Source organism: Burkholderia sp. PU8-34, from assembly GCF_053427725.1.
Genome location: NZ_JBSAXC010000015.1, coordinates 148839 through 166210 on the forward strand (window position 1 = coordinate 148839; position 17372 = coordinate 166210).

Sequence of the window (17372 nt, forward strand, 5' to 3'; positions counted from 1 at the left end):
CGTCGCCGTTTTTTCTTGCCTGTTGCACCTTGCTGCGTCGCTCGCGGCAGCGGGACATTCGCGCCGCGCCGTGGAGCCTGCCCGGGCTCCCGGCCGGGGCGGCGCCGCGCCGGTCACACCGACGGGACAGCCGCGCGATCGAGACTGCGCAGGAACGTATCGGCGGCCTGGTAGCCGACCACCCGCCCGATTTCGTTACCGTTGCGGTCGAAGAAGATGATGCCGGGCGGCCCGAACAGGTTGAAGCGCTTGAGCAGCGCCTGATCGGCCGCATTGTTCGCGGTGACGTCTGCGCGCACCAGATGCAGTTGTGCGAGCCGCTCCTGCACGCGCGAATCGGTGAACGTCAGATGCTCCATTTCCTTGCAGCTCACGCACCAGTCGGCGTAAAAATCGAGCATCACCGGCCGGCCGGACGTCTTCAGCAACGCATCCAGCTCCGTATTCGACCCTACCGATGCAAACGCAGGCCCGTCCTGCGCAGCGGACGCGCCGGCTGCAGGCGCGCCCGAAACGGCCGCCGTCGTGCGCGCGGCGAGCACGGCCAGCGGCTTCACCGGATCGGTCGAACCCGCCGCCAGACCGACCAGCAATGCGGCCGCCCAGATCGTCAGTGCCGCGCCGAGCCCGCGCCCGAGGCGCCGCCAGATCGAAGGCTGCCCTGCATGCGGCGTGAACAGCCCCAGCGCCGCGGCGGCAATCAGCAGCCACAGCGCGGCAAGGATCATCTTGAATGCGCCGCCGAGCACCGGCCAGACGATCCACAGCGCCGCCGCGAGCAGCACGATGCCGAAGAACACCTTCACGCCGTCCATCCACGCGCCCGCCCGCGGCAGCAACGCGCCGGCGCCGACTCCGACGATCAGCAGCGGCACGCCGAGCCCGAGCCCCATCGCGAACAGCGCGGCGCCGCCGAGCAGCGCGTTGCCGGTGTGGGCAATGAACGCGAGCACCGCAAACAGCGGCGCCGTCATGCACGCACCGACGACGAGGGCCGACAGCGCGCCCATCGCCGCAACCGCCGCGAAGTGCCCGCCCTTGCGGCCGCCCGACGCGTCTGCGGCACCGTTTTGCCAGCGCTGCGGCAACGCGATGTCGACGCCGGAAATCAGCGACACCGCAAATGCCGTCAGCAGCACGCCGAAGCTGCCCAGCACCCACGGGTTCTGCAGCCATGCGCCGAGACTCTGCCCGACCAGCGCGGCGGCGATGCCGAGCACCGTGTAGACGAGCGCCATGCCGACCACGTACGTCAGCGACAGCGCGAAGCCGCGCGCGTGGGTCGCGCGCGTGCCCTGGCCGATGATGATCGCCGACACGATCGGAATCATCGGGTACGAGCAGGGCAGGAGACTCAGCACCATGCCCGCGACGAAATACAGTGCGACGATCGTCAGGAAGCCGTGTCCTTCGAGCAGCGACTGCGCATAGTCGGCGCTCGTGACCTTGTCGAACCAGCTGCCGGCCGCGGCATCGTGGCCCGCCGGCAACGCGGCCGCTGCTGCGCCCAACGCATCGCCGCTGACCTTCACGAGATGCTCGGCGGGCGGATAGCAGATGCCCTCGTCTGCACAGCCCTGCGACGTCACCGTGAGCTCGAACGGCCCCGATGCCTGCTTGACGGGCACATGGATGACCACGTCGCCGCGATAGGTTTCGACGTCCTTCTGGAACGTCTGGTCGAACTTCACGTGGCCGGCCGGCATCTGCGGCTCGCCGAGTGCCGCCTGCCCGCTCTTGACCGCGAACGCGAAGCGCTCCCGATACAGGTAATAGCCGTCGGCGATCTTGAAGCGGACGTCGACCTGGCCGGGTGCCTCGCTCGTACTGAACTTGAATGCAACCGACGGATCGAGGAAATCGTCAGCGGCCCGGGCGAGCGACATCCCGCCGAGCACGAACGCGAGCGGCAACAGGAACGCGAGGAACCGCAGCGCGTTGATGCGCGCGCGTGAAGCCATACCGTTAAACATGAAATAGACGTTGAGTTTCGCTGGTCACCCACTGGCCGTATGCCGGCGATGCGGCGGCCTGCCAGGAGACGATTTCGGGGGTGTCGTACGGATGATGCGCCTGAATAAATCGTTCCAGTTCGAGTGCGCGCACCGGGCTCGTCTTGAACAGCAGCTGAATTTCCTGCGCCGTCTCGACCTTGCCCTGCCAGTGATAGCGCGAGCGGATCGTGCCGAGCTCCGACACGCAGGCGGCGAGCCGTGCGGCAAGCGCACCGTCGGCGAGCGTCTCGGCGGTCGCCGCATCCGGCACCGTCGTCAACATCAGCACCACCACCATTCGCGCCCTCCAGTTCGTTCGCCGGCTGTTCGCCCACGCCGGTTGCCCTGTATCGTAGCGCACCCTGCGCGACGGTGCCGACGCACGGCACTGCGACAATCGACCGCAGATCCGCGCGCCAAAACAAAAAGGGCCAAGCATTCGCTTAGCCCTTTCTTGCTGCTACGTGCCGAGAAGCTTATTCAGCTTCCTGGACGTTTTCCGTTTCTTCGACTTCCGGACGATCCAGCAGTTCGACCAGTGCCATCGGCGCGTTGTCGCCGACGCGGAAGCCGAACTTCAGGATGCGCAGGTAGCCGCCCGGACGGTTCGCGAAACGCGGACCGAGCACGTCGAACAGCTTCGCGACCGAGTCGCGATCGCGCAGGCGGTTGAACGCGAGGCGGCGGTTTGCCAGCGACGGCTTCTTGCCGAGCGTGATCAGCGGCTCGACGACCTTACGGAGTTCCTTCGCCTTCGGCAGCGTCGTCTTGATGACTTCGTGCTCGATCAGCGAGTTGGACATGTTGCGGAGCATAGCCAGACGGTGGCTGCTCGTGCGGTTCAGTTTCCGCAGACCATGACGATGGCGCATTTCAGTTTCCTTGATTCAAAGTTTTGATCCAGCTCTTCTATCGCACCCAATGAGTGCACGGGCCGGTAACGAAAAAAAGCAAGATGCGGATTCTAAAGGAAAATCCGCATCTTGGCCAGTTACAGCAACAACCGGGCTTACTTGTCGAGACCAGCCGGCGGCCAGTTCTCGAGCTTCATGCCCAGCGTGAGACCGCGCGAAGCGAGCACTTCCTTGATCTCGTTGAGCGACTTGCGACCGAGGTTCGGCGTCTTCAGCAGCTCGTTTTCCGTGCGCTGGATCAGGTCGCCGATGTAGTAGATGTTCTCGGCCTTCAGGCAGTTCGCCGAACGAACCGTCAGCTCGAGATCGTCCACCGGACGCAGCAGGATCGGATCGATCTGCGGTGCGCGCGACGGCGCTTCCGCTGCCGTTTCCGTGCCTTCCAGCGCCGCGAACACGGACAGCTGGTCGACCAGGATGCGTGCCGATTGACGGATCGCTTCTTCCGGCGTGATCACGCCGCTCGTCTCGATGTTCATCACGAGCTTGTCGAGGTCGGTACGCTGCTCGACACGCGCGCTTTCGACCGCGTAGCTCACGCGGCGAACCGGCGAGAACGATGCGTCGAGGACGATGCGGCCGATGATCTTGGCCGTGTCTTCGCCATAGCGACGCACGTTGCCCGGCACATAGCCGCGGCCCTTCTCGATCTTGATCTGCACGTCGAGCTTGCCGCCCTTCGACAGATGCGCGATCACGTGATTCGGGTTGATGACTTCGCAATCGTGCGCCAGCTCGATATCGCCGGCCGTCACGATGCCTTCACCTTCCTTGCGCAGGGTGACCGTCACTTCGTCGCGGTTGTGCAGCTTGAACACCACGCCCTTCAGGTTCAGCAGCAGGTTGACGACGTCCTCTTGCACACCATCAAGCGTCGAATACTCGTGCACCACGCCCGCGATCGTCACTTCGGTCGGGGCATAGCCGACCATCGACGACAGCAGCACGCGACGGAGCGCATTGCCCAAGGTGTGGCCGTAACCGCGTTCGAACGGTTCCATGACCACCTTCGCGTGGTTCTCGCCCAGCGATTCCACGGCGATGATCTTGGGTTTCAGCAAACTGGTTTGCATGGGTTTTCCTTTTCAATACCCTCGGCTCGTTACACCGATAAGGCTGACCGGTAACAACCAGAAAATAAACAGCCGAGGCCCCTCCTTGCGTGACGCAATCGGGGTACCTCGGCCGTCAATCGGATTAACGCGAATACAATTCGACGATCAGGCTTTCGTTGATGTCGCCAGCGATGTCAGCGCGTTCCGGCATTTGCTTGAACGTACCTTCGAACTTCTTCGCATCGACCGCAACCCAGCTCGCCAGGCCGCCTTGTTCGGCCAGCGACAGCGCTTCGACGATACGTGCCTGCTTCTTCGCCTTTTCGCGGATCGCAACCACGTCGCCTGCCTTCACTTGCTGCGACGGGACGTTCGCGACGACGCCGTTCACGGTGATTGCCTTGTGGCTCACCAGCTGACGCGCTTCAGCGCGGGTCGAGCCGAAGCCCATGCGGTACACGACGTTGTCGAGGCGCGACTCGAGCAGTTGCAGCAGGTTTTCACCCGTGTTGCCCTTGCGGCGGTCGGCTTCAGCGAAGTAGCGGCGGAACTGACGCTCCAGCACGCCGTAGATGCGCTTGACCTTCTGCTTTTCACGCAGCTGCGTGCCGTAGTCCGACGTACGTGCGCCCGAGGTACGGCCGTGCTGGCCCGGCTTGCTGTCGAGCTTGCACTTGTCTGCGAGCGAGCGGCGTGCGCTCTTCAGGAAGAGGTCGGTGCCTTCACGGCGGGACAGCTTGGCCTTAGGGCCGATATAACGTGCCACTTTGCATTCCTTTATCAATCGGTCACGCGAACCGGAGTCCGCGCTAGTTCGCGCCCTTTGGGGCGAACGGTGGGCTTAGTCAATCAAAAAAGCAGCGCCCGTCGACGCTGAGCGGCGACAGGCATTGCGCCAGCACATCGTTAGATGCGGCGACGCTTCGGCGGACGGCAGCCGTTGTGCGGAACCGGAGTGACATCCGAAATCGCGGTGATCTTGATGCCGAGGCCATGCAGTGCGCGCACTGCCGACTCACGACCCGGGCCCGGGCCCTTGATCCGCACTTCCAGATTCTTCACGCCGTATTCCATCGCCACGCGACCGGCCGACTCAGCAGCAACCTGAGCAGCGAACGGCGTCGACTTGCGCGAGCCCTTGAAGCCCTGGCCGCCCGACGTCGCCCACGCCAGCGCATTGCCTTGGCGATCGGTGATCGTGATGATCGTGTTGTTGAACGACGCGTGAACGTGAACCACGCCTTCAGCGACGTTCTTCTTAACCTTCTTGCGAACGCGTTGCGCCGCGGTGTTCGAAGCCTTAGCCATTACGTTTTCCTGTAACTGTCAGTTCCGCTTACTTCTTCAGCGCTTGCGCTGCACGACGCGGACCCTTGCGAGTGCGTGCGTTCGTACGCGTACGCTGGCCGCGCATCGGCAGGCCCTTGCGATGACGCACGCCACGGTAGCAGCCGAGATCCATCAGGCGCTTGATGTTCATCGTCACTTCACGGCGCAGATCGCCTTCGACGACAAACTTGCCCACTTCTTCACGCAGCTTTTCGAGATCTGCGTCGGTCAGGTCCTTGACCTTCTTCGAGAATTCCACGCCAGCAGCCACGCAGATTTCGCGCGAGCGGGTGCGGCCGACACCGAAGATTGCCGTCAGGCCGATCTCGGTATGCTGGTGATTCGGGATGTTAACCCCTGCGATACGAGCCATTGTTTTTCCTCAAACAAAAAGCGCAAACAAACGCGCGGTCAGCCTTGGCGCTGCTTGTGGCGCGGATCCGAGCTGCAGATCACGCGAACGACGCCTTTGCGCTTGATGATCTTGCAATTGCGGCAAATGCGCTTAACCGATGCCATCACTTTCATGATATTACCCTTTTTTCAAATCACTTCGCCCGGAACACGATCCGCGCACGCGACAGATCGTAAGGCGTCAATTCAACCGTCACCTTGTCGCCCGGGAGAATGCGGATGTAGTGCATCCGCATCTTTCCGGAGATATGCCCCAATACGACATGGCCGTTTTCCAGCTTCACACGGAAGGTCGCATTCGGCAGGTTTTCGATCACCTCGCCTTGCATCTGGATTACATCGTCTTTGGCCATAAGTCCTTTCAACGCATTGGGACGTTGCCACCCTTGAAGTTTGCCTTCTTGAGCAGCGACTCATATTGTTGCGACATAACGTACGACTGCACCTGCGCCATGAAGTCCATCGTGACGACGACAATGATCAGCAGCGACGTTCCACCAAAATAAAACGGCACGTTCCAGCGCAGCACCAGGAATTCCGGCAGCAGACACACGAAGACGATGTAGATCGCACCGGCCAGCGTCAGACGCGTGAGGATGCGGTCGATATATCGCGCAGTCTGCTCGCCCGGACGGATGCCCGGCACGAACGCACCGCTCTTCTTCAGGTTGTCCGCGGTTTCCCTGCTGTTGAACACCAGTGCGGTGTAGAAGAAGCAGAAAAACACGATCGCCAGCGTGTACAGCAGCACATAGACCGGCTGACCCGGCTTCAGCGCCTCCGCCACGTTATGCAGCGTGTTGGAGAACCAGCTTCCCGACGGCTGACCGGTACTGAACCAGCCGAGAATCGTTGCCGGGAACAGGATGATCGACGATGCGAAGATCGGCGGAATCACGCCCGACATGTTCAGCTTCAGCGGCAGGTGCGACGACTGCCCGCCGTAGATCTTGTTGCCGACCTGGCGCTTCGCGTAGTTCACGAGGATCTTGCGCTGACCGCGTTCGATGAACACGACCAGGTAAGTCACCGCGGCAATCAGGACGACGATGATGATCGCCGAAATGATGCTCATCGAACCCGTACGCACCAGCTCGAACAAGCCACCGACGGCATTCGGGAACCCTGCTGCGATCCCGCCGAAGATGATGATCGAGATACCGTTGCCCAGACCTCGCTCGGTGATCTGCTCACCCAGCCACATCAGGAACATCGTGCCAGTCACCAGCGTCACGACCGTCGTCAGTCGGAACAGCATGCCGGGATCGGTGACGAGGCCCGGCTGGTTTTCCAGCGCGGCCGCGATACCGAATGCCTGGAAGGTCGCGAGCACCACGGTGAAATACCGCGTGTACTGCGTGATCTTCCTTTGCCCTGCCTGCCCTTCCTTCTTCAGCGCTTCGAGCTGCGGCGAGACGATCGCCAGCAGCTGCATGATGATCGACGCCGAAATGTACGGCATGATCCCCAGCGCAAAGATCGTGAAGCGGGAAAGTGCGCCACCCGAGAACATGTTGAACATGCCAAGGATGCCGCCCGCCTGGCTCTGGAACAGCTTCGCCAGTTGATCCGGATCGATGCCCGGCACGGGAATGTGCGCGCCGATGCGATAGACGATCAGCGCCAGCAGCAGGAACATCGCTCGCCGACGCAGATCGCCGAATTTCGCCGTGCTTCGACCGGGTTTTGCAAGACTCGGGCTGTTAGCCAAGTACCTTCTCCGATGAATGCAAGTGACGACGCGCTACGCGTGTCACTCGGCGAACGAACCGCCAGCCGCTTCGATCGCAGCGCGCGCACCCTTGGTGGCACCGAGACCCTTCACGACGATCTTGCGCTTCAGTTCGCCCGTGGCGATGATCTTCGCGCTCTTCGTCAGCTCGCCGACCAGGCCGGCTTGCTTCAGTGCGAGCAGATCGACTTCATCGACCGGCAGCTTCTCGAGGTCGGAGAGGCGCACTTCACCAACGAATTCCTTCGTCAGCGACGTGAAACCGCGCTTCGGCAGACGACGTTGCAGCGGCATCTGACCGCCTTCGAAGCCGACCTTGTGGAAGCCGCCCGAACGCGATTTCTGACCCTTGTGACCGCGGCCAGCCGTCTTGCCGAGGCCCGAACCAATGCCGCGACCGACGCGACGCTTGGCGTGCTTGGCGCCAGCAGCCGGCTTCAGGTTATTCAATTCCATATCAACTCCTTGATCCGTAATCGGCCGCTTACGCGATGACCTTGACGAGGTACGAGACCTTGTTGATCATGCCGCGGACCGCCGGCGTATCCTGCAGCTCGCTGACCGAGTTGAGTCGGCGCAGGCCCAGGCCACGCACGGTCGCACGGTGCGATTCGCGGGTGCCGATCAGGCTCTTGACGAGCTGAACCTTGACAGTTTTTTCAGACATGGTGACCACCCGGGCTTAGCCCAAAATATCTTCGACGGACTTGCCGCGCTTCGCCGCGATGTCTGCCGGGGTCGACTGCTTGCGCAGACCGTCCAGCGTGGCGCGAACGAGGTTGTACGGGTTCGTCGAACCGTGGCTCTTCGCCACGACGTTCTGAACGCCCATCACGTCGAACACGGCGCGCATCGGGCCGCCGGCGATCACACCCGTACCATCCTTCGCCGGAGCGAGGAGGACTGCGGATGCGCCATGCTTGCCGTGCACTTCGTGCTGCAGCGTGCCGTTCTTGAGCGGCACCTTGAACATGTTGCGGCGAGCTTGTTCCATTGCCTTCTGCACGGCAACCGGCACTTCCTTCGCTTTGCCCTTGCCCATGCCGATGCGGCCGTCACCATCGCCAACCACGGTCAGTGCGGCGAAGCCGAGAATACGGCCACCCTTCACGACCTTGGTCACGCGATTGACCGAAATCATCTTTTCACGAAGGCCGTCGTCGCGCTCGTCAGCCTGAACTTTCGCTTGCATCTTTGCCATGACGAATTCCTTCCTTAGAACTTGAGCCCAGCTTCACGAGCTGCCTCAGCCAGCGCCTTGACGCGGCCGTGGTAGCGGAAGCCCGAGCGGTCGAAGGCGACGGATTCGATGCCGGCGGCCTTTGCCTTCTCGGCAATACGCTTGCCGATCAGCGTCGCAGCATTAACGTTGCCGCCCTTGCCCGACTTGTCGGCGAGCTCGGCGCGCACTTCCGCTTCGAGGGTCGACGCGCTGGCCAGCACCTTGGTGCCGCAGGGCGAGAACACTTGAGCGTAGATGTGCGTGTTCGTGCGATGCACGGCGAGACGCGCGACCTGCAGCTCAGCGATCTTGATACGCGTCTGGCGAGCGCGGCGCAGGCGAGATTGAGTCTTATCCATGATTGCGCACCCTTACTTCTTCTTCGTTTCTTTGAGGATCACAACCTCGTCGGCATAGCGCACGCCCTTGCCCTTGTAGGGCTCCGGCGGACGGTAACCGCGGACTTCCGCAGCCACTTGACCGACTTGTTGCTTGTTGATCCCCTTGATCACGATTTCGGTTTGCGTCGGGGTTTCTGCCTTGACGCCTTCCGGCATCTGGTGCACCACCGGGTGCGAGAAACCCAGCGACAGGTTCAGCTTGTCGCCTTGCGCTTGCGCACGGTAACCGACGCCAACCAGCGTCAGCTTGCGCTCGAAACCCTTGGTCACGCCGTGCACGGCATTCGCGATGATCGCGCGCATCGTGCCCGACAGTGCATTTGCTTCGCGGCTTTCGTCCGCCGGCGACAGATTCAGCGTGCCGTCGTTGTTTGCCACGTTCACGAGCGGATTGATCGCTTGCGTGATGGTGCCCAGCGGGCCCTTGACGGTGATCGCACCGTCGGCCAGCTTGACTTCCGCGCCTTGCAGCGCGATCGGGCTCTTACCTACTCGAGACATGTTTCTCTCTCCTCGGCTTTAAGCGACGTAGCAGATGACTTCGCCGCCGACGCCCGTTGCGCGCGCCTTGCGGTCGGTCATCACGCCCTTCGGCGTCGACACGATAGCCACACCGAGGCCATTCATGACCTGCGGAATGTCGTTACGGCCGCGGTACACGCGCAGGCCAGGCTTCGACACGCGCTCGAGGCGTTCGATGACCGGGCGGCCCGCGTAGTACTTCAGCGCGATATTCAGTTCGGACTTCGCACCTTCCGCCTTGACGGCGAAATCGTCGATATAACCTTCGTCCTTCAGGACTTGCGCGATTGCAACCTTGACCTTCGACGAGGGCATCGCGACCGATACCTTCTCGACCATCTGCGCGTTGCGGATGCGAGTCAGCATATCGGCGATAGGATCACTCATGCTCATTTATGTTTCTCCTATTACCAGCTCGCCTTGGTCAGGCCAGGAATCTCGCCACGGAATGCGATTTCACGAATCTTGTTGCGCGCGAGGCCGAATTTACGGAACGTGCCACGCGGACGGCCCGTGATCGCGCAGCGGTTACGCTGGCGGGTCGGGTTTGCGTTGCGGGGCAGTTGCTGCAGCTCAAGGCGTGCTTCGTAGCGCTCTTCTTCCGACTTGCTTTGGTCTTCGATGATCGCCTTCAGCGCTTCGCGCTTTGCTGCGAACTTCGCGACCAGGCGGGCGCGCTTCTTTTCACGTTCGATCAGTGCCAGTTTAGCCACGGTAACCTCAGTTTCTGAACGGGAACTTGAAGCTGGCGAGCAGTGCCTTTGCTTCGTCGTCGGTCTTCGCGGTCGTCGTGATGCTGATGTTCAGCCCACGCAGCGCGTCGATCTTGTCGTAATCGATTTCGGGGAAAATGATCTGCTCTTTCACACCGATGTTGTAGTTGCCGCGGCCATCGAAAGCACGGCCCGACACACCGCGGAAGTCACGCACGCGGGGCAGGGCGACGGTCACGAAGCGGTCGAGGAATTCGTACATCGCGCGGCCACGCAGCGTCACCATCGCGCCGATCGGGTAACCCTGGCGGATCTTGAAGCCTGCGATTGCCTTGCGTGCCTTCGTCACGACCGGCTTCTGACCAGCGATCTTCGTGAGGTCGCCAACGGCGTTCTCGATGATCTTCTTGTCAGCAACCGCTTCGCCAAGACCCATGTTCAGCGTGATCTTGGTGATGCGCGGCACTTCCATGACCGACTTGTAACCGAACTTCTCGATCAGGCCGGGCACTACCGTTTCTTTGTAAAACTCTTGAAAACGAGCCATTTTTTAACTCCGCTGCGTCAGGCGCTCAGTACGGCACCGGTCGTCTTCAGGAAGCGAACCTTCTTGCCTTCCTCGACCTTGATGCCAACACGCGACGCCTTGCCATTCGCGTCGACCAGTGCGACGTTCGAGATGTGCAGGGGCATCGTCTTCGCTTCCACGCCGCCCGTCGTACCCTTCATCGGGTTGGGCTTCACATGCTTCTTGACGAGGTTGATACCTTCAACCGTCACCTTGTCGGCACCGACGGCCAGCACGACACCACGCTTGCCCTTGTCCTTGCCTGCGACGACGATGACTTCGTCACCTTTGCGAATCTTGTTCATCGCGACTCCTTACAGCACTTCCGGCGCCAGCGAAACGATCTTCATGAATCGTTCGCTACGCAGCTCACGCGTAACCGGCCCGAAGATACGGGTGCCGATCGGCTCGAGCTTGTTATTCAAAAGCACAGCGGCGTTGCCGTCGAACTTGATCAGCGAGCCGTCCTGACGGCGAACGCCCTTGGCGGTGCGGACCACCACGGCGTTGTAGATTTCGCCTTTCTTCACACGCCCGCGCGGCGTTGCCTCTTTGACGCTCACCTTGATGATGTCGCCAATGCTGGCATAACGACGCTTCGAGCCGCCGAGCACCTTGATGCACATGACTTCACGCGCACCCGTGTTGTCGGCTACTTCAAGCCGAGATTCGGTCTGGATCATGGTTTGTCTTTCCCAACTTAATCCGGATGCACCACCATGATGCATTCGGTCAGTCTTGGTCCCGTCAGCCAATCGGCTGCTTGGGTTGGAACAGCAGCGACGGCAAACGAAACCCGCCATCGCAATTCGGTGAATCTTTCGGAGCAGGCTGGCGCCCGTCCGCTTCCCCCACCAACTTCGCCCGCGACGGGGCTCCCATAAAGAGGGAAGACCAGGATTATAACAAATAATCCTGGTCACGCAAGCAAAAACTTTGCGATTTCAAGCACTTCGTGGAGAAGCGCCTGCTACTGCTCTGCTGCCTGGCCCGCTCAGATGACGCGAGCTGCCTCGACGAGACGCGACACCGTCCAGGCCTTCGTCTTCGAAAGAGGACGGGTTTCCTGGATTTCAACGAGATCGCCTTCGTTGCAGGTGTTCGCTTCATCGTGCGCGTGGTACTTCTTCGAGCGCACGACATACTTGCCGTAGATCGGGTGCTTGACGCGGTGCTCGATCAGCACGGTGACGGTCTTGTCCATCTTGTTGCTGACGACCCGACCGACCAGCGTCCGCTTCAGCGAGGTTTTCACGCTATCGTTCATTTCTGGTTCGCCTTCTGAGTCATGACGGTCCGCACACGTGCGATGTCGCGACGAACCTTCTTCAGCTGGCTCGTGTTAGTGAGCTGCTGGGTCGCGAGTTGCATGCGCAGGCCGAATTGCGCCTTCAGCAGGTCCGCGAGCTCCTTGTTGAGCGCGGCCTGGTCTTTCTGGAGAAGTTCGGAAGCCTTCATGTTTTCTCCTTAGGCGCCGAGCTGGCGCACGATGAACGCCGTCTTCAGCGGCAGCTTGGCTGCAGCCAGACGGAACGCTTCGCGTGCCAGTTCTTCGGTTACGCCGTCCATTTCGTACAGCATCTTGCCCGGCTGGATCTCTGCGACGTAGTACTCCGGGTTACCCTTACCGTTACCCATACGCACTTCCGCCGGCTTTTGCGAGATCGGCTTGTCCGGGAAGATACGAATCCAGATGCGGCCGCCACGCTTGATGTGACGCGTCATTGCACGACGCGCCGCTTCAATTTGACGTGCGGTCAAACGACCGCGACCGATCGCCTTCAGGCCGAACTCACCGAACGACACTGCGTTGCCGCGCGTCGCCTTGCCGGTGTTACGACCCTTCTGCTCTTTGCGATACTTCCTGCGTTTCGGTTGCAGCATCGTTATTCTCCAGTCTTGCCGTCTTCCGGCTTGCCGGCGCCACGGCGCGGTGCGCCACGGCGAGCACCCGGAGCGCCGCCTTCGCCGTCACGGCGCGGACGACGGTCGCCCGGACGCGCATTGCGACGCGGACGCTTGTCTTCGGCTACTTCTTCCACCACCGGTGCGTCGTTGCGGCCAAGGGTATCGCCCTTGTACACCCACACCTTGACGCCGATGATCCCGTAGGTCGTCTTCGCTTCCGAAGTCGCGTAGTCGATGTCGGCACGCAGCGTGTGAAGCGGCACGCGACCTTCGCGATACCACTCCGTACGTGCGATTTCGATACCGTTCAGACGGCCCGCGCTCATGATCTTGATGCCCTGGGCACCCAGACGCATCGCGTTCTGCATCGCACGCTTCATCGCGCGACGGAACATGATCCGGCGCTCGAGCTGTTGCGTGATCGAGTCAGCGATCAGCTGAGCATCGGTTTCCGGCTTGCGGATCTCTTCGATGTTGACGTGAACCGGAACGCCCATGCGGCGTTGCAGTTCCGTCTTCAGCAGTTCGATATCCTCGCCCTTCTTGCCGATGACGACACCCGGACGCGAGCTGAAAATCGTGATGCGCGCGTTCTTCGCCGGACGCTCGATGACGACGCGACCGACCGAAGCGTTCTTCAGCTTCTTCTTCAGGTATTCACGAACACCGATGTCTTCCTGCAGCATCGCCGCGAAATTGTTGTTGTTCGCGTACCAGCGCGAAGCCCAATTGCGGCTGACAGCCAGGCGGAAGCCAGTCGGATGAATTTTCTGTCCCATCGTATGGCTCCTTAATTCCCGACCGTCACAGTGATGTGACAGGATTGCTTCTCAATGCGGTTGCCGCGGCCCTTGGCGCGCGCGGTGAAACGCTTGAGCGATGCCGCCTTGTCGACGTAGATGCTCTTGATCTTGAGCTCGTCGATATCGGCGCCTTCGTTGTGCTCCGCATTCGCGATCGCCGACAGCACGACCTTCTTCACGATGCCAGCCGCCTTCTTCGGCGAGAACGTCAGAACGTTCAGTGCCTTGTCGACCGGCAAACCGCGGATCTGGTCAGCCACAAGGCGCGTCTTTTGCGCCGAGATGCGGGCACCGCGATGAATTGCTTTCACTTCCATCTTGATAGCCCCTTATTTCTTGGCCTTCTTGTCGGCCGCGTGACCCTTGAACGTACGGGTCAGTGCGAACTCGCCAAGCTTGTGGCCGACCATGTTTTCCGAGATGTACACCGGAACGTGTTGACGGCCGTTGTGAACGGCGATCGTCAGACCGATGAAATCCGGGAGGATCGTCGAGCGACGCGACCAGGTCTTGATCGGCTTCTTGTCGCGCGAAGCTGCAGCCGCCTCAACTTTCTTCAGCAAATGGGCGTCGCAGAACGGACCTTTTTTAACAGAACGTGCCATTGCCTACTCCTTAACGCTTGTGACGGCGCTGGACGATCATCGTCGTCGTGCGCTTGTTGCGACGCGTACGGAAGCCCTTCGTCGGCGTGCCCCACGGGCTCACCGGGTCGCGGCCCGCAGCAGTACGGCCTTCACCACCACCGTGCGGGTGGTCGATCGGGTTCATTGCCACGCCACGCACCGTCGGGCGGATACCGCGCCAGCGGTTTGCACCGGCCTTGCCGATCTGGCGCAGGCTGTGCTCTTCGTTGCCCACTTCACCGATCGTTGCACGGCACTCGATGTGCACGCGGCGGATTTCGCCCGAACGCAGACGAACCTGCGCGTACACGCCTTCGCGTGCGAGCAGCATCGCCGACGTACCAGCCGAACGCGCCATTTGCGCGCCCTTGCCCGGCAGCATTTCGATGCAGTGGATCGTCGTACCGACCGGAATGTTGCGGATCGGCAGCGTGTTGCCTGCGCGGATCGGCGCTTCCGAGCCCGACATCAGTTGCTGGCCCACCGTCACGCCCTTCGGCGCGATGATGTAGCGGCGCTCGCCGTCTGCGTACAGCACCAGTGCGATGTTCGCGCTGCGGTTCGGGTCGTACTCGAGACGCTCGACCTTCGCCGGAATGCCGTCCTTCGTGCGACGGAAATCGATCACGCGGTAGTGCTGCTTGTGACCACCACCCTGGTGACGCGTCGTGATGCGACCATTGTTGTTGCGACCGGCCTTGGAGCTCTGCGAGTCGAGCAGCGCAGCGTGCGGCTTGCCCTTGTGCAGGTCCTTGTTGACGATCTTGACCATCGCGCGGCGACCCGGCGAAGTCGGCTTAACTTTCACGATTGCCATGATTACTTGGCCTCCGCTTCAAAGTTGATTTCCTGGCCGGGCTTCAGGCAAACATATGCCTTCTTCACGTCCTTGCGGCGGCCCATCGAACGGCCGAAGCGCTTTTGCTTGCCCTTCTGAACCAGCACGTTGACGGAATCAACTTCAACCTTGAACAGCAGCTCGACAGCCGCCTTCACTTCCTGCTTCGTGGCATCCGGTGCGACTTCGAACACGACTTGCTCGTTCTTGTCGGCAACCAGCGTCGCCTTTTCGGAAATCACCGGTGCGAGCAGGACCTGCATCAAACGATGATCGTTCTTGCGAATCTCGCTCATGACAGCAACTCCTCGATCTGGGCGACCGCAGCCTTCGTGACCAACACTTTCTTGAAGTAGATCAGCGACAGCGGGTCAGCGTAGCGCGGCTCGACAACTGCCACGTGCGGCAGGTTGCGCGAAGCCAGGTACAGGTTTTCGTCGACCGTGTCGGTGATGATCAACACGGAATCGAGACCCATGGCCTTGAACTTTTCGGCCAGCAGCTTGGTCTTCGGCGCTTCGAGCACGATGTCCTCGACAACCGACAGACGGCCTTCGCGGGCCAGCTGCGAGAAGATCGAGCAGAGACCTGCGCGATGCATCTTCTTGTTGACCTTGTGCGAGAAGTTTTCTTCCGGCGAGTTCGGGAAGATACGACCACCGCCACGCCACAGCGGGCTCGACGACATACCGGCACGAGCACGGCCCGTACCCTTCTGGCGCCACGGCTTCTTGGTCGTGTGCTTGACCTGCTCGCGGTCCTTCTGCGCGCGGTTACCCTGGCGAGCGTTCGCCTGGTAAGCAACGACAACCTGGTGGATCAGCGCTTCGTTGTAGTCACGGCCGAACACGACGTCCGACGCGTTAACCACTGCACCTTCCTGACCATTTGCGTTCAGGAGCTTGAGTTCCATTATTTCGCCCCCTTGGTCTTCACGGCCGGCGTCACGAAAACCTTGCCGCCCTTCGCACCCGGAATCGCGCCCTTGACGAGCAGCAGCTTGCGCTCTGCATCGATACGAGCGATTTCGAGGTTCTGCACCGTCACCGTCACGTCACCCATGTGACCCGTCATGCGCTTGCCCGGGAACACGCGACCCGGATCCTGCGCCATACCGATCGAGCCCGGCACATTGTGCGAGCGCGAGTTACCGTGGGATGCACGACCCGAACTGAAGTTGTAACGCTTGATGGTACCGGCGTAGCCCTTACCGATCGACACGCCTTGCACGTCGACCTTCTGGCCCACTTCGAACAGGTCCGGACCGACGATGGCGCCATTCGACAGCTCGGCTGCCTTGGCCGCATCGATGCGGAATTCCTTGAGGATTTCACCGGCTTCAACGCCGGCTTTGGCGAGATGACCTGCCAGCGGCTTCGTCACGCGCGATGCGCGGCGGGAGCCGAATGCAACCTGAACGGCCGTATAGCCGTCGGTTTCAACAGTCTTGATCTGCGTCACGCGGTTGTCCGACACGTCCAGCACGGTGACGGGAATCGAATCCCCTTCAGCCGTGAAGATACGGGTCATGCCAACCTTGCGACCTACGAGTCCAAGGCTCATCGTTTTCTCCATTCCCGACTGCGATTGGTCGGGGCTGATTTACAAAATGCCGGGCACGCAAGGCCCGACTTTTTTACGCGAATGCGCGAAAAGCCTAGCATTATAGCCGGGCCATTCGTTTTCTGCAAGCAATCAAAGACTTAGCGCCACCCGGCAGGCCGGGCGGCGCCGAAAGCCTTACTGCAGCTTGATCTCCACGTCGACGCCTGCCGGCAGGTCGAGCTTCATCAGCGCGTCGACCGTCTTGTCGGTCGGATCGACGATGTCCATCAGGCGCTGGTGGGTACGGATTTCGAGCTGGTCGCGCGACGTCTTGTTGACGTGCGGCGAACGCAGGATGTCAAAACGCTGGATGCGCGTCGGCAGCGGCACCGGGCCACGGACGATTGCACCAGTCCGCTTCGCCGTATCGACGATCTCGGCAGCCGATTGATCGATCAGACGATAGTCGAAAGCCTTCAGACGAATGCGGATTTTCTGTTGCTGCATGACGATTCCTTGGAAAGAGCGAGGCGATGTTGCATCGCCGGACACTAAAAGAACGCGAAACACGGCGCCTGCGGGGAGCGAAGCACTATGTTCCGGACGGTACTTCCACTGCTAAGCCCGCGATTCTACACGATTCTTTGGATCGGTGGTGCGGGTTCGTCGAAATGCAACGGACACCCCAAAAACAAAACCGGGCGCCAGCCAAAGCTGGGCGCCCGGTTCGGGACGGTACAACGTCCGAGGAAGCGCGGATCCCCTGGAGGATCCGCGGATCGTCGATA

The 17372-nt window shown here is 61.2% G+C and carries 31 protein-coding genes; all 31 read right to left on the reverse strand.

Going from position 1 to position 17372, the window contains the following annotated elements:
• Positions 1 to 113: 113 nt before the first annotated feature.
• The 31 genes from dsbD to rpsJ all read right to left on the reverse strand — a co-directional run bounded on the left by dsbD (position 114) and on the right by rpsJ (position 17091).
• Complete coding sequence (gene dsbD, locus ACV22Z_RS28235) at positions 114 to 1973, reverse strand: protein-disulfide reductase DsbD (RefSeq protein ID WP_448079561.1); 1860 nt, start codon at positions 1971 to 1973, stop codon at positions 114 to 116.
• A complete protein-coding gene (cutA, locus tag ACV22Z_RS28240) occupies positions 1966 to 2292 on the reverse strand; it encodes a divalent-cation tolerance protein CutA (protein WP_448079562.1) in 327 nt (108 codons plus the stop codon). The genes dsbD and cutA overlap by 8 nt, the downstream gene beginning before the upstream one ends.
• Positions 2293 to 2470: 178 nt before the next feature.
• The gene (gene rplQ, locus ACV22Z_RS28245) at positions 2471 to 2866 is read right to left on the reverse strand and encodes a 50S ribosomal protein L17 (RefSeq protein WP_004197924.1); all 396 of its coding nucleotides are present in this window, start codon (positions 2864 to 2866) and stop codon (positions 2471 to 2473) included.
• A 137-nt stretch (positions 2867 to 3003) separates the two neighbouring features.
• Entirely contained in the window at positions 3004 to 3981 is a 978-nt protein-coding gene (locus ACV22Z_RS28250) for a DNA-directed RNA polymerase subunit alpha (protein ID WP_160929354.1), read from the reverse strand.
• A gap of 124 nt (positions 3982 to 4105) precedes the next feature.
• Entirely contained in the window at positions 4106 to 4729 is a 624-nt protein-coding gene (gene rpsD / locus ACV22Z_RS28255; RefSeq protein ID WP_448079563.1) for a 30S ribosomal protein S4, read from the reverse strand.
• A gap of 140 nt (positions 4730 to 4869) precedes the next feature.
• A complete protein-coding gene (gene rpsK, locus ACV22Z_RS28260) occupies positions 4870 to 5271 on the reverse strand; it encodes a 30S ribosomal protein S11 (RefSeq protein ID WP_010092939.1) in 402 nt (133 codons plus the stop codon).
• A 28-nt stretch (positions 5272 to 5299) separates the two neighbouring features.
• Positions 5300 to 5665 (reverse strand): 30S ribosomal protein S13, encoded by a 366-nt coding sequence (gene rpsM / locus ACV22Z_RS28265; RefSeq protein WP_448079564.1) that lies wholly within the window; start codon positions 5663 to 5665, stop codon positions 5300 to 5302.
• Between the two features lie 38 nt (positions 5666 to 5703).
• On the reverse strand, positions 5704 to 5820 hold the full coding sequence (gene rpmJ / locus ACV22Z_RS28270; protein WP_004199844.1) for a 50S ribosomal protein L36: 117 nt from the start codon (positions 5818 to 5820) through the stop codon (positions 5704 to 5706).
• A gap of 20 nt (positions 5821 to 5840) precedes the next feature.
• Positions 5841 to 6059 carry a translation initiation factor IF-1 gene (infA, locus tag ACV22Z_RS28275; protein ID WP_004521905.1) on the reverse strand — a complete coding sequence of 73 codons (219 nt, stop codon included), beginning with the start codon at positions 6057 to 6059 and terminating at the stop codon, positions 5841 to 5843.
• A gap of 8 nt (positions 6060 to 6067) precedes the next feature.
• Positions 6068 to 7417, reverse strand: a complete 1350-nt coding sequence (secY, locus tag ACV22Z_RS28280) for a preprotein translocase subunit SecY (RefSeq protein WP_448079565.1) — start codon at positions 7415 to 7417, stop codon at positions 6068 to 6070.
• Between the two features lie 42 nt (positions 7418 to 7459).
• Positions 7460 to 7894 (reverse strand): 50S ribosomal protein L15, encoded by a 435-nt coding sequence (gene rplO / locus ACV22Z_RS28285; RefSeq protein WP_038749639.1) that lies wholly within the window; start codon positions 7892 to 7894, stop codon positions 7460 to 7462.
• Positions 7895 to 7922: 28 nt separating this feature from the next.
• On the reverse strand, positions 7923 to 8105 hold the full coding sequence (gene rpmD, locus ACV22Z_RS28290; RefSeq protein WP_006400644.1) for a 50S ribosomal protein L30: 183 nt from the start codon (positions 8103 to 8105) through the stop codon (positions 7923 to 7925).
• A gap of 15 nt (positions 8106 to 8120) precedes the next feature.
• A complete protein-coding gene (gene rpsE / locus ACV22Z_RS28295) occupies positions 8121 to 8639 on the reverse strand; it encodes a 30S ribosomal protein S5 (protein WP_008343875.1) in 519 nt (172 codons plus the stop codon).
• A 14-nt stretch (positions 8640 to 8653) separates the two neighbouring features.
• Positions 8654 to 9019, reverse strand: a complete 366-nt coding sequence (gene rplR, locus ACV22Z_RS28300) for a 50S ribosomal protein L18 (protein ID WP_006477183.1) — start codon at positions 9017 to 9019, stop codon at positions 8654 to 8656.
• 12 nt (positions 9020 to 9031) lie between these two features.
• On the reverse strand, positions 9032 to 9562 hold the full coding sequence (gene rplF, locus ACV22Z_RS28305; RefSeq protein ID WP_160929355.1) for a 50S ribosomal protein L6: 531 nt from the start codon (positions 9560 to 9562) through the stop codon (positions 9032 to 9034).
• An 18-nt stretch (positions 9563 to 9580) separates the two neighbouring features.
• A complete protein-coding gene (rpsH, locus tag ACV22Z_RS28310; RefSeq protein ID WP_006477185.1) occupies positions 9581 to 9976 on the reverse strand; it encodes a 30S ribosomal protein S8 in 396 nt (131 codons plus the stop codon).
• A gap of 14 nt (positions 9977 to 9990) precedes the next feature.
• Positions 9991 to 10296: a 30S ribosomal protein S14 gene (gene rpsN / locus ACV22Z_RS28315; protein ID WP_006400648.1), complete on the reverse strand. Its 306-nt coding sequence runs from the start codon at positions 10294 to 10296 to the stop codon at positions 9991 to 9993.
• 7 nt (positions 10297 to 10303) lie between these two features.
• On the reverse strand, positions 10304 to 10843 hold the full coding sequence (gene rplE, locus ACV22Z_RS28320; RefSeq protein ID WP_448079566.1) for a 50S ribosomal protein L5: 540 nt from the start codon (positions 10841 to 10843) through the stop codon (positions 10304 to 10306).
• A 17-nt stretch (positions 10844 to 10860) separates the two neighbouring features.
• Positions 10861 to 11169, reverse strand: coding sequence for a 50S ribosomal protein L24 (rplX, locus tag ACV22Z_RS28325; protein ID WP_448079567.1), 309 nt, complete (start codon positions 11167 to 11169; stop codon positions 10861 to 10863).
• A gap of 9 nt (positions 11170 to 11178) precedes the next feature.
• A complete protein-coding gene (rplN, locus tag ACV22Z_RS28330; protein WP_004197951.1) occupies positions 11179 to 11547 on the reverse strand; it encodes a 50S ribosomal protein L14 in 369 nt (122 codons plus the stop codon).
• A 311-nt stretch (positions 11548 to 11858) separates the two neighbouring features.
• Complete coding sequence (rpsQ, locus tag ACV22Z_RS28335) at positions 11859 to 12131, reverse strand: 30S ribosomal protein S17 (RefSeq protein ID WP_440626506.1); 273 nt, start codon at positions 12129 to 12131, stop codon at positions 11859 to 11861.
• Positions 12128 to 12322, reverse strand: coding sequence for a 50S ribosomal protein L29 (rpmC, locus tag ACV22Z_RS28340; RefSeq protein ID WP_006400652.1), 195 nt, complete (start codon positions 12320 to 12322; stop codon positions 12128 to 12130). The genes rpsQ and rpmC overlap by 4 nt, the downstream gene beginning before the upstream one ends.
• Positions 12323 to 12331: 9 nt before the next feature.
• Positions 12332 to 12748 carry a 50S ribosomal protein L16 gene (rplP, locus tag ACV22Z_RS28345; RefSeq protein ID WP_006482873.1) on the reverse strand — a complete coding sequence of 139 codons (417 nt, stop codon included), beginning with the start codon at positions 12746 to 12748 and terminating at the stop codon, positions 12332 to 12334.
• Between the two features lie 2 nt (positions 12749 to 12750).
• Positions 12751 to 13551 carry a 30S ribosomal protein S3 gene (gene rpsC, locus ACV22Z_RS28350; RefSeq protein WP_006400654.1) on the reverse strand — a complete coding sequence of 267 codons (801 nt, stop codon included), beginning with the start codon at positions 13549 to 13551 and terminating at the stop codon, positions 12751 to 12753.
• Positions 13552 to 13562: 11 nt separating this feature from the next.
• Positions 13563 to 13892, reverse strand: a complete 330-nt coding sequence (gene rplV / locus ACV22Z_RS28355; RefSeq protein WP_004199272.1) for a 50S ribosomal protein L22 — start codon at positions 13890 to 13892, stop codon at positions 13563 to 13565.
• Between the two features lie 12 nt (positions 13893 to 13904).
• Positions 13905 to 14180 carry a 30S ribosomal protein S19 gene (rpsS, locus tag ACV22Z_RS28360; protein ID WP_004199273.1) on the reverse strand — a complete coding sequence of 92 codons (276 nt, stop codon included), beginning with the start codon at positions 14178 to 14180 and terminating at the stop codon, positions 13905 to 13907.
• Positions 14181 to 14190: 10 nt separating this feature from the next.
• Complete coding sequence (rplB, locus tag ACV22Z_RS28365) at positions 14191 to 15018, reverse strand: 50S ribosomal protein L2 (protein ID WP_448079568.1); 828 nt, start codon at positions 15016 to 15018, stop codon at positions 14191 to 14193.
• Between the two features lie 2 nt (positions 15019 to 15020).
• On the reverse strand, positions 15021 to 15335 hold the full coding sequence (rplW, locus tag ACV22Z_RS28370; RefSeq protein WP_004199275.1) for a 50S ribosomal protein L23: 315 nt from the start codon (positions 15333 to 15335) through the stop codon (positions 15021 to 15023).
• A complete protein-coding gene (rplD, locus tag ACV22Z_RS28375) occupies positions 15332 to 15952 on the reverse strand; it encodes a 50S ribosomal protein L4 (RefSeq protein WP_448079569.1) in 621 nt (206 codons plus the stop codon). Before rplD ends, rplW begins: the two co-directional genes overlap by 4 nt.
• Complete coding sequence (rplC, locus tag ACV22Z_RS28380; RefSeq protein ID WP_448079570.1) at positions 15952 to 16602, reverse strand: 50S ribosomal protein L3; 651 nt, start codon at positions 16600 to 16602, stop codon at positions 15952 to 15954. Before rplC ends, rplD begins: the two co-directional genes overlap by 1 nt.
• A gap of 177 nt (positions 16603 to 16779) precedes the next feature.
• Entirely contained in the window at positions 16780 to 17091 is a 312-nt protein-coding gene (rpsJ, locus tag ACV22Z_RS28385; protein WP_004199280.1) for a 30S ribosomal protein S10, read from the reverse strand.
• Positions 17092 to 17372 lie beyond the last annotated feature (281 nt).

Coding starts and splice junctions, on each gene's coding strand:
- dsbD (WP_448079561.1), bottom strand. CDS start 1,973: ATGTTTAACGGTATGGCTTCACGCGCGCGCATCAACGCGCTGCGGTTC.
- cutA (WP_448079562.1), bottom strand. CDS start 2,292: ATGGTGGTGGTGCTGATGTTGACGACGGTGCCGGATGCGGCGACCGCC.
- rplQ (WP_004197924.1), bottom strand. CDS start 2,866: ATGCGCCATCGTCATGGTCTGCGGAAACTGAACCGCACGAGCAGCCAC.
- ACV22Z_RS28250 (WP_160929354.1), bottom strand. CDS start 3,981: ATGCAAACCAGTTTGCTGAAACCCAAGATCATCGCCGTGGAATCGCTG.
- rpsK (WP_010092939.1), bottom strand. CDS start 5,271: ATGGCTAAGGCTTCGAACACCGCGGCGCAACGCGTTCGCAAGAAGGTT.
- rpsM (WP_448079564.1), bottom strand. CDS start 5,665: ATGGCTCGTATCGCAGGGGTTAACATCCCGAATCACCAGCATACCGAG.
- rpmJ (WP_004199844.1), bottom strand. CDS start 5,820: ATGAAAGTGATGGCATCGGTTAAGCGCATTTGCCGCAATTGCAAGATC.
- infA (WP_004521905.1), bottom strand. CDS start 6,059: ATGGCCAAAGACGATGTAATCCAGATGCAAGGCGAGGTGATCGAAAAC.
- rplO (WP_038749639.1), bottom strand. CDS start 7,894: ATGGAATTGAATAACCTGAAGCCGGCTGCTGGCGCCAAGCACGCCAAG.
- rpmD (WP_006400644.1), bottom strand. CDS start 8,105: ATGTCTGAAAAAACTGTCAAGGTTCAGCTCGTCAAGAGCCTGATCGGC.
- rpsE (WP_008343875.1), bottom strand. CDS start 8,639: ATGGCAAAGATGCAAGCGAAAGTTCAGGCTGACGAGCGCGACGACGGC.
- rplR (WP_006477183.1), bottom strand. CDS start 9,019: ATGGATAAGACTCAATCTCGCCTGCGCCGCGCTCGCCAGACGCGTATC.
- rplF (WP_160929355.1), bottom strand. CDS start 9,562: ATGTCTCGAGTAGGTAAGAGCCCGATCGCGCTGCAAGGCGCGGAAGTC.
- rpsH (WP_006477185.1), bottom strand. CDS start 9,976: ATGAGCATGAGTGATCCTATCGCCGATATGCTGACTCGCATCCGCAAC.
- rplE (WP_448079566.1), bottom strand. CDS start 10,843: ATGGCTCGTTTTCAAGAGTTTTACAAAGAAACGGTAGTGCCCGGCCTG.
- rplX (WP_448079567.1), bottom strand. CDS start 11,169: ATGAACAAGATTCGCAAAGGTGACGAAGTCATCGTCGTCGCAGGCAAG.
- rplN (WP_004197951.1), bottom strand. CDS start 11,547: ATGATCCAGACCGAATCTCGGCTTGAAGTAGCCGACAACACGGGTGCG.
- rpsQ (WP_440626506.1), bottom strand. CDS start 12,131: ATGAACGATAGCGTGAAAACCTCGCTGAAGCGGACGCTGGTCGGTCGG.
- rpmC (WP_006400652.1), bottom strand. CDS start 12,322: ATGAAGGCTTCCGAACTTCTCCAGAAAGACCAGGCCGCGCTCAACAAG.
- rplP (WP_006482873.1), bottom strand. CDS start 12,748: ATGCTGCAACCGAAACGCAGGAAGTATCGCAAAGAGCAGAAGGGTCGT.
- rpsC (WP_006400654.1), bottom strand. CDS start 13,551: ATGGGACAGAAAATTCATCCGACTGGCTTCCGCCTGGCTGTCAGCCGC.
- rplV (WP_004199272.1), bottom strand. CDS start 13,892: ATGGAAGTGAAAGCAATTCATCGCGGTGCCCGCATCTCGGCGCAAAAG.
- rpsS (WP_004199273.1), bottom strand. CDS start 14,180: ATGGCACGTTCTGTTAAAAAAGGTCCGTTCTGCGACGCCCATTTGCTG.
- rplB (WP_448079568.1), bottom strand. CDS start 15,018: ATGGCAATCGTGAAAGTTAAGCCGACTTCGCCGGGTCGCCGCGCGATG.
- rplW (WP_004199275.1), bottom strand. CDS start 15,335: ATGAGCGAGATTCGCAAGAACGATCATCGTTTGATGCAGGTCCTGCTC.
- rplD (WP_448079569.1), bottom strand. CDS start 15,952: ATGGAACTCAAGCTCCTGAACGCAAATGGTCAGGAAGGTGCAGTGGTT.
- rplC (WP_448079570.1), bottom strand. CDS start 16,602: ATGAGCCTTGGACTCGTAGGTCGCAAGGTTGGCATGACCCGTATCTTC.
- rpsJ (WP_004199280.1), bottom strand. CDS start 17,091: ATGCAGCAACAGAAAATCCGCATTCGTCTGAAGGCTTTCGACTATCGT.